Here is a 6,381-nt window from a genome sequence, read left to right as displayed (position 1 = left end):
GTTAGTTTGTCTAGCATCTAAAAATAAAAATTGACGTTTCACGTTGTTTGTTTCGTTCAGTTTTCAAAGAACTACTTCGTCGCTCAGAAGCGACTTTATTAATATAACATTTTGTTATATTTTCGTCAACAACTTTTTTAAATAAGTTATTTTTCGTTTGTTTCTTTTGTTACCTCTCGTGGCAACGAATATAAATATACCAGTTCGCTTATTAAAATGCAATAGTTTTTCTAATAAAATTTTTAACTTAGTAAAAAAGCATAAAAATAGCATGTTTCTTCTATATAAATATAATTTCTAAACAATCCCTATCAAAACCCACTTCCTTCAAATCACTCATAGTAAAGTAAAAAAAGCTTTGGAGAAATCTCCAAAGCTTAGTCTTGCTTATGACGCATAGCAGGGAATAATAGTACATCGCGAATAGATGGTGCATTTGTTAATAACATAACTAAACGATCAATACCGATTCCTAATCCGCCCGTAGGAGGCATACCGTACTCAAGAGCTTCGATATAATCATCATCCATCATGTGAGCTTCATCATTACCTTGCTCGCGCTCTTTTAATTGAGCTTCAAAACGTTCTTTTTGATCGATTGGATCGTTTAACTCAGTGAATGCATTCGCATGTTCACGTGCAACGATAAATAACTCGAAACGATCTGTGAATCGTGGATCCTCGTCATTCCTTTTCGCAAGTGGCGAAATTTCTACCGGATGACCATAAATAAATGTCGGTTGGATTAATTTATCTTCTACTTTTTGTTCGAAGAACTCATTAATAATATGACCAACTTCCATTGTATCCTTAATTTCTACATTATGTTCTTTTGCAAGTTCACGCGCTTCTTCTACACTCATTGGATTCCAGAAATCTGCTCCAGAGTGTTGCTTAATTGCATCTACCATATGAAGACGTGTCCATTCTGGTTCTAGATTAATTTCATAATCACCATATTGGATCGTTGTTGTACCCAATACTTTTTTCGCAATATGAGCAACCATATTTTCTGTTAGTTTCATAATATCATTATAATCAGCATATGCTTCATATAATTCAATCATCGTAAACTCAGGGTTATGACGAGTTGATACACCCTCATTACGGAATACACGGCCGATCTCATAAACTTTTTCTAATCCACCCACAATAAGACGTTTTAAATGAAGTTCAATTGCGATACGCATATATAATTCCATATCTAACGCATTATGGTGCGTTGTGAAAGGACGAGCAGATGCTCCACCTGCAATCGCGTGCATCATAGGCGTTTCTACTTCAAGATAACCGTTGTCATCTAAATATCTTCTCATCTCACGAATGATTTTACTACGAGTAACAAATGTTTCACGACTTTCCATACTTGTAATTAAGTCTAAGTAACGTTGACGGTAACGTTGTTCAACATCTTTTAATCCATGGTATTTATCCGGTAATGGACGAAGGGATTTCGTTAAAAGTGTAAATCCTGTTGCTTTTACTGAAAGTTCTCCAACGTTCGTTTTGAACACTTTACCTTCAATACCTACTAAGTCACCTAAATCTGCTGTCGTAAATAATTCGTACTCTTCATCTCCAACAGTATCTTTACGAACGTAAATTTGAACTTGTCCGTGTAAATCTTGAATGTGCGCGAATCCAGCTTTTCCTTTACCGCGTTTTGTCATAATACGACCAGCGATAGAAACAGTGATTTCTTTCTCTTCTAATTCTTCTTTAGAAAATTCTCCATATAGACTTACTAAGTCCGTTGTTGAATTTGTGCGTTCAAATCGTTTACCGAACGGATCGATTCCTTGCTCACGTAAATTATGTAGCTTTTCACGACGAACAAGCAATTGGTCGTTTAATTCTTCGTGGTTCATGTTATCCATGATATTGATATCACTCCAGCTCTATTAATTTTTACAATATATACAGTATAGCATTTTCTACTCAACTAGAAAAACTGCCAGCAACTAACTGGCAGTTCTTCTTTCTTTCACGTAATTATAGGAAGTGTGTAGAAGAATGTCAATCTTCTACATTCCCTTATTAACCAACATAAATTGTTTGTTGTTTCGCTTCTACTTCTTCTACAAATGCACCTAATACATTCGCAAGGTCTTGACGTGTGTTGCAAGTATTGATGCCATTACGCACACTCGCATTACCACGAACACCTTTTAAATACCAAGCCGCATGCTTTCTCATCTCTCTTACAGCAACATTTTCATTCTTTAAATCGATAAGACGATCTAGATGCAACATACATACATCAATTTTCTCGCGCACTGTTGGTTCCGGCATTAATTCACCCGTCTCTAAATACTTTACCGTACGATAAATCATCCACGGATCCCCAAGAGCAGCACGGCCAATCATAACACCATCTACACCAATTTCATCAAGCATACGCTTCGCATCTTGCGGTGTTTCAACATCACCATTTCCAATAACCGGGATATTCACAGCTTGCTTTACTTGTTTAATAATATCCCAATCTGCTTTTCCTTCATACATTTGCACTCGTGTACGTCCATGAACTGCCACTGCCTGTCCACCAGCACGCTCAACAGCTCTAGCATTTTCTATTGCGAAAATATGTTCTTCATCCCAACCAATACGCATTTTAACTGTAACTGGCTTTTCAACAGCATCTACAACTGCCGCTACCATTTCATATATTTTATTTGGATCTAAAAGCCATTTTGCTCCCGCATCACACTTAGTGATTTTTGGTACTGGACAACCCATATTAATATCAATAATGTCTGCTGTCGTATATTTATCTACATATTTCGCAGCATCTACAAGCGTTTCTTTCTCTCCACCAAAAATTTGTAAACTTAATGGCTTTTCTCTCTCGTCGATATATAACATATCTAACGTTCTCTTATTATTAAGTAATATCGCCTTATCACTTACCATTTCAGCACAAACTAAGCCTGCACCAAATTCTTTTACTGTTAAACGGAATGCAGAGTTACACACTCCCGCCATCGGTGCTAGTACAACCGGATTTTTCATCTCAATATTTGCAATCTTTAACACTCGATTTACTCCTTCCTTCATAATTACTTTGGCATTAGTTCATCTATCGAGACCTTTAATGCTTTAGCAACTTCTACTACAAAATCTTGGGAAGGCGATCGATTCCCTCTCTCAACTTCACCTAAAACAGATACAGATACCCCTAATTCTTTTGCAAAACCTTCTTGTGTATAGCCTTTCAGCTTTCGAAAAGCACGAATGCGTCTTCCCCATTTTTCTGCTTCCATACCGTTACTCCCTCTCGCCTTTTCATTTCTTCTACTTGTGAACGTGAAATGTCTTGTTTTATATCTTGATTAATTTCTAACAACGGAACGATAACAAAAGCTCTTTCGAACATCCGCGGATGCGGAACAATAAGATTCTCTGCTTCAATATTTTCTTGATTATAGAGTAAGATGTCAAGGTCGATGGTTCTCGGACCCCATCTAATTTCCCTTTTTCTTCCTAGGTCATTCTCTACTTTTTGCGTTACTTTCAATAATTCTTGTGGTGATAAATTGGTAGAAATTTTTATAACTAAATTTAAAAAGCAACTTTGGTCAGTATAGCCAACTGGATCAGTTTCATACACTGATGAAACATCATCAACTTGGATATACGGACTTTTATTTAAAAACTGAATCGCTTCAGTTAAATACGTATAACGCTCTCCAATATTCGAACCTAATGCAATATACGCTATATTATTCATGAACGTTCTCTCGTAATTTCTACCGCTACAGCGCGATAATGCCCCGGTATCGGCGGATCTGGTTTAATTACCTTAATTGTACATCGTGAAATACTCTCATATTGTTTCAATATATTTGTAGCGATATTTTCAGCGATGCTCTCTACAAGCTTATACGTTCTATCTTCGACAACTTTCCTACACAATTCAAAAAGCTCTCCATAATTGACAGAATGCTCTAAGTCATCACTTTCTCCTGCACGTTTCAAATCCAATTCTACCGTTAAATCAACTTTAAACCTCTGACCTAATTTATTTTCCTCTGGGAATACACCATGATAACCGTAAAACTCCATATCATGGATATAAATTTTATCCAATTACTTTACCCCCTTACCAATCATCGCATCCATCATTTTAGCCATACGCGCCATTTCTTTCACATCATGAACACGAACAAATTCACAGCCCTTTTCAATACCGAGACAAACGGTAGCTCCAGTTCCCTCAAGACGTTCCTCTACCGGTAAATCTAGTACATGTCCAATAAAGGACTTTCTTGAAGTGCCTAAAAGAACTGGATAACCTAGTACATTTAACTGTTCTAAATTACGCATCGCTTCCAAGTTTTGTTCAGGCGTCTTAGCAAAACCAATACCTGGGTCTAAAATAATATTCTCATCTCGTACACCAGCAGCTTTAGCAATTTTAATACTGTCATACAAATCAGCAATCATATCCGCCATTAAATTACGATAACTCATATTGTCACGGTTATGCATTAAGATGATAGGTACATCATAATGAGCTGCAACTTCAGCAATTTTCGGTTCCGCCTTCGCCCCCCAAATATCATTAATAATGTGAGCACCAGCTTCAATTGCTTGTTTCGCAACTTCTGCTTTATACGTATCGATAGAAATAGGCAATTTCACTTCCTTCGAAACCGTCTGGATCATCGGAACAACTCGTTTAATTTCTTCTTCCACCGAAACTTTAGCGAAACCCGGGCGAGTAGATTCACCACCAATATCAATAATATGAGCACCTTCATTTTTCATTTCTTTCGCATGGCGCACCGCAGCATCTACTTCGTTGTAACTCCCACCATCAGAAAATGAATCTGGCGTTACATTTAAAATCCCCATAATTAATGTCTTTTCATTTAAATTCAATGTATATTCGCCGCAGCGCAAATCATAATCCCACTTCAAATTACACATCTCCTCTTCGCAATTCATTTCTACTCCACAATTTCTCTCTCTGCATTTCATAAAGATGCATAAACCTTTTTGTAATCATTCCGACTTTACCCGGGAAATCTCGTCCCTCTATATGATAAAGCGGAACAATTTCTTGAATGGAATTCGTTACAAAAACTTCATCTGCTGAAAGCAATTCATCTTTCGTAAAGAAACCTTCCTTTATTTCTATACGAAGCTCCTCTGCAACCTTTATAATAAATGCACGAGTGATACCATTTAAAATCCCCGTTTTTAGCGAAGGCGTATACAAAACATTGTCTTTCACAAAAAAGAGATTCGAAACAATACCCTCTGCAACATAACCTGCTTCAGTAAGGAAAATACCTTCCTTATCCACAACATTTCCAATTTCGCGTTTCCCTAAAATGTTATTTAAATAATGATGGGACTTCAAGCGAAATGCACCCTCTGGTGTATTTCGCACTTGTTTTAAAACAACCCCTTCTTTTTCCACTATATCCCCTGGGGCTGGTAAAGGTTTTATAAAAACAATAACCGACGGCTCTTCATACATTTCCGTTTGCAATCCTATTTCATCTACACCCGCCGATACATTGAAACGAACATATGCATGCTCCAATTCATTCTTAACGAGTAGATTTTTCAAAATAAGCATTACATCATCTTTTGTCATTGTCCATTTGATTTGCAATGTATCTAGCGCATCTATTAAACGTTTATAATGATCATCCAACAAGAAAGGATGACCATTATAAATACGAAACGTCTCAAAAACTCCAAGTCCGTATAAATAACCATGGTCATAAGGAGAAATTTTCGCTTCATTCGCTTCTACATATTCACCATTTACGTAAATTAACATGATGCCACGCTTGGACTATATTTACGAATGAAATTCTGTAATAATTCTTTCCCATGAGAAGTCATAATAGATTCCGGATGGAACTGCACACCTTCAATCGGTAATGTTGTATGACGAAGCGCCATAATTTCCCCTTCCTCTGTCCAAGATGTTACCTCTAAGCAATCAGGTAACGTCTCTTTCTTCACAATAAGGGAATGATAACGCGTTGCAGTAAATGGATTAGGAATGTCCGAGAAAATCGTCTTTCCATCATGATGCATAGGCGACGTTTTCCCATGCATTAATCGCTCTGCTCGAACAACTTCTCCACCAAAGACTTGCGCAATAGATTGATGCCCAAGACAAACTCCAAAAATCGGAAGCTTTCCTGCAAAGTATTTAATAGCTTCCATACTAATTCCCGCTTCATTGGGACTACATGGACCTGGTGAAATCATTAAGAAATCTGGTTTCATATTCTCAATATCTGCAATAGTCACTTCATCATTACGCTTAATAACAAGCTCTTGTCCAAGTTCTCCAAGAAATTGCACTAAATTAAATGTAAAAGAATCATAATTATCAATCATTAATATCATTTC

8 protein-coding genes are annotated in these 6,381 nt (G+C 36.9%); all 8 read right to left on the bottom strand.

Going from position 1 to position 6,381, the window contains the following annotated elements; all coding sequences use genetic code 11:
• Window positions 1–377 precede the first annotated feature (377 nt).
• The 8 genes from lysS to pabA all read right to left on the bottom strand — a co-directional run bounded on the left by lysS (window position 378) and on the right by pabA (window position 6,378).
• Window positions 378–1,877: a lysine--tRNA ligase gene (lysS, locus tag JDS81_RS27405; RefSeq protein ID WP_097954951.1), complete on the bottom strand. Its 1,500-nt coding sequence runs from the start codon at window positions 1,875–1,877 to the stop codon at window positions 378–380.
• A 160-nt stretch (window positions 1,878–2,037) separates the two neighbouring features.
• Window positions 2,038–3,036, bottom strand: coding sequence for a tRNA dihydrouridine synthase DusB (gene dusB, locus JDS81_RS27400; protein WP_000912241.1), 999 nt, complete (start codon window positions 3,034–3,036; stop codon window positions 2,038–2,040).
• 23 nt (window positions 3,037–3,059) lie between these two features.
• Entirely contained in the window at window positions 3,060–3,263 is a 204-nt protein-coding gene (locus JDS81_RS27395) for a helix-turn-helix domain-containing protein (RefSeq protein WP_000387027.1), read from the bottom strand.
• Entirely contained in the window at window positions 3,215–3,730 is a 516-nt protein-coding gene (gene folK, locus JDS81_RS27390) for a 2-amino-4-hydroxy-6-hydroxymethyldihydropteridine diphosphokinase (protein ID WP_001059455.1), read from the bottom strand. Before folK ends, JDS81_RS27395 begins: the two co-directional genes overlap by 49 nt.
• The gene (gene folB / locus JDS81_RS27385; protein ID WP_000358065.1) at window positions 3,727–4,089 is read right to left on the bottom strand and encodes a dihydroneopterin aldolase; all 363 of its coding nucleotides are present in this window, start codon (window positions 4,087–4,089) and stop codon (window positions 3,727–3,729) included. Before folB ends, folK begins: the two co-directional genes overlap by 4 nt.
• Window positions 4,090–4,950 (bottom strand): dihydropteroate synthase, encoded by an 861-nt coding sequence (gene folP / locus JDS81_RS27380; RefSeq protein ID WP_141499451.1) that lies wholly within the window; start codon window positions 4,948–4,950, stop codon window positions 4,090–4,092.
• Complete coding sequence (pabC, locus tag JDS81_RS27375; RefSeq protein WP_000909854.1) at window positions 4,925–5,797, bottom strand: aminodeoxychorismate lyase; 873 nt, start codon at window positions 5,795–5,797, stop codon at window positions 4,925–4,927. Before pabC ends, folP begins: the two co-directional genes overlap by 26 nt.
• Window positions 5,791–6,378 carry an aminodeoxychorismate/anthranilate synthase component II gene (gene pabA, locus JDS81_RS27370; protein WP_000602280.1) on the bottom strand — a complete coding sequence of 196 codons (588 nt, stop codon included), beginning with the start codon at window positions 6,376–6,378 and terminating at the stop codon, window positions 5,791–5,793. Before pabA ends, pabC begins: the two co-directional genes overlap by 7 nt.
• Between the last annotated feature and the right edge of the window lie 3 nt (window positions 6,379–6,381).

This window comes from Bacillus cereus group sp. N31 (assembly GCF_016483245.1).
Lineage (GTDB): Bacteria > Bacillota > Bacilli > Bacillales > Bacillaceae_G > Bacillus_A > Bacillus_A toyonensis.
Note: the sequence above shows the minus strand (reverse complement) of the source record. Positions and strands in the feature narration are given on the sequence as shown.

What these genes read in the sequence shown, in the direction of transcription:
- lysS (WP_097954951.1), bottom strand. Translation starts at nt 1,877, where the DNA reads ATGGATAACATGAACCACGAAGAATTAAACGACCAATTGCTTGTTCGT.
- JDS81_RS27395 (WP_000387027.1), bottom strand. Translation starts at nt 3,263, where the DNA reads ATGGAAGCAGAAAAATGGGGAAGACGCATTCGTGCTTTTCGAAAGCTG.
- folP (WP_141499451.1), bottom strand. Translation starts at nt 4,950, where the DNA reads ATGAATTGCGAAGAGGAGATGTGTAATTTGAAGTGGGATTATGATTTG.
- folK (WP_001059455.1), bottom strand. Translation starts at nt 3,730, where the DNA reads ATGAATAATATAGCGTATATTGCATTAGGTTCGAATATTGGAGAGCGT.
- pabC (WP_000909854.1), bottom strand. Translation starts at nt 5,797, where the DNA reads ATGTTAATTTACGTAAATGGTGAATATGTAGAAGCGAATGAAGCGAAA.
- pabA (WP_000602280.1), bottom strand. Translation starts at nt 6,378, where the DNA reads ATGATATTAATGATTGATAATTATGATTCTTTTACATTTAATTTAGTG.